2 protein-coding genes are annotated in these 1,360 nt (G+C 67.1%); both read left to right on the plus strand.

The features are described from left to right. The coding region (locus A1351_RS02000) for an SLBB domain-containing protein (RefSeq protein ID WP_198162194.1) at nucleotides 1-769 on the plus strand (769 nt) is incomplete at its 5' end. A 196-nt stretch (nucleotides 770-965) separates the two neighbouring features. Further along, nucleotides 966-1,360: CDP-alcohol phosphatidyltransferase family protein (locus tag A1351_RS02005; protein WP_245291553.1), on the plus strand; the 395-nt coding region annotated here is incomplete at its 3' end.

Here is a 1,360-nt window from a genome sequence, read left to right on the forward strand (position 1 = left end):
CGCCGGGCGCATTCAGGTCGCCGGCCGCACCCAGCAGGAGGTGGAGGGGGTCATCATCGATCGGCTGCGCGGCAAGGCGATCGAGCCGCAGGCGCTGGTCAATGTGTCGCGCAACATCAGCAATACGGCGACGGTGACGGGCGAGGTGACGCAGGGCGCGCGCGTGCCGCTGACCTTGCGCGGCGACCGCGTGATGGACGTCATCGCCCAGGCCGGCGGCTTCCGCTCGCCGGTGCATGAGACCTTCATCAGCCTGACGCGCGGCGACCGCACTGCGCGCGCGCCGATCCAGGCGCTGCTCGCCAATCCGCGCGAGAATATTTTCGTGCGTCCGGGCGATGTGCTGACGGTGGAGCGCACGCCGCAGACCTTCACTGTGGCTGGCGCGACGGGGGCGAACGCCGTGGTGCCTTTCGACGCGCGGGGAATCACTCTGGAGGAGGCGATCGGCAAGGCCGGCGGCCTCGCCGATCAGCGCGCCGATCCGAGCGGCTTGTTCGTGCTGCGTTACGAGCCGACGGCGGTGATCGCCGATTACCCGACCGTGTCGCCGCTGCTGGCCTCGCAACGGCTGATTCCGGTCGCCTATCATCTCGACATGCGCAATCCGGCCTCCTTGTTCACGGCGCGGCGATTCGCGATGCGGGACAAGGACATATTATATGTGTCCAATGCGCCTGTGACCGAGATCGCCAAGGCGTTCCAGCTCGTCTCCATGCTTACGCAGCCGGCGATTCAGGGCGCGGCGGTCGGCGCTGCGGTGAAGTGACCACTTACGCGCGAAGCCATTACTGGACCGTCTGAAATTCGGCCCGAGGCGCGGTGATAGCGATTGACGCGAAGGCCCGCCGCGGGCAAGCTGACGGTTGACGATATTGCGATGCAATAAGACGCGCGGCCCCTGGTGAGACGATGGCACCGGCGCTATGGGCTGCGAGGGCGGGCTTGGTTTTCGAGGGGGTTTCTTGGCGAACCGATTGAACACGAGCCTTTTGGCGAGGGGCGAGCGGCGCGTGCTGCAGGCGCTGGCGCCGCGACTCCCCGCCTGGACCACGCCGGATCATCTGACGGCGGCCGGGCTGGTCGGCGCGGCGATGACGGCGGCGGGCTTCGCGCTCGGCCATTGGTCGGCCGGTTTCCTCACACTGGTGGTGGCCGGCCTGTTCCTGAACTGGTTCGGCGATTCGCTCGACGGCACTCTGGCCCGCTACCGCGGGATCGAGCGTCCGCGCTATGGCTTCCTGCTCGATCATTCGAGCGATCTGATCGCGCAGAGCCTGATCGTGGTCGGCCTCGGCGTCTCACCCTATTTCACGCTTCCGTCGGCGCTGTTCGTGCTCTCGCTCTATCTGCTGATGAG

It is taken from the genome of Methylosinus sp. R-45379, assembly GCF_001644125.1.
In the GTDB taxonomy this organism is placed as follows: Bacteria; Pseudomonadota; Alphaproteobacteria; order Rhizobiales; family Beijerinckiaceae; genus Methylosinus.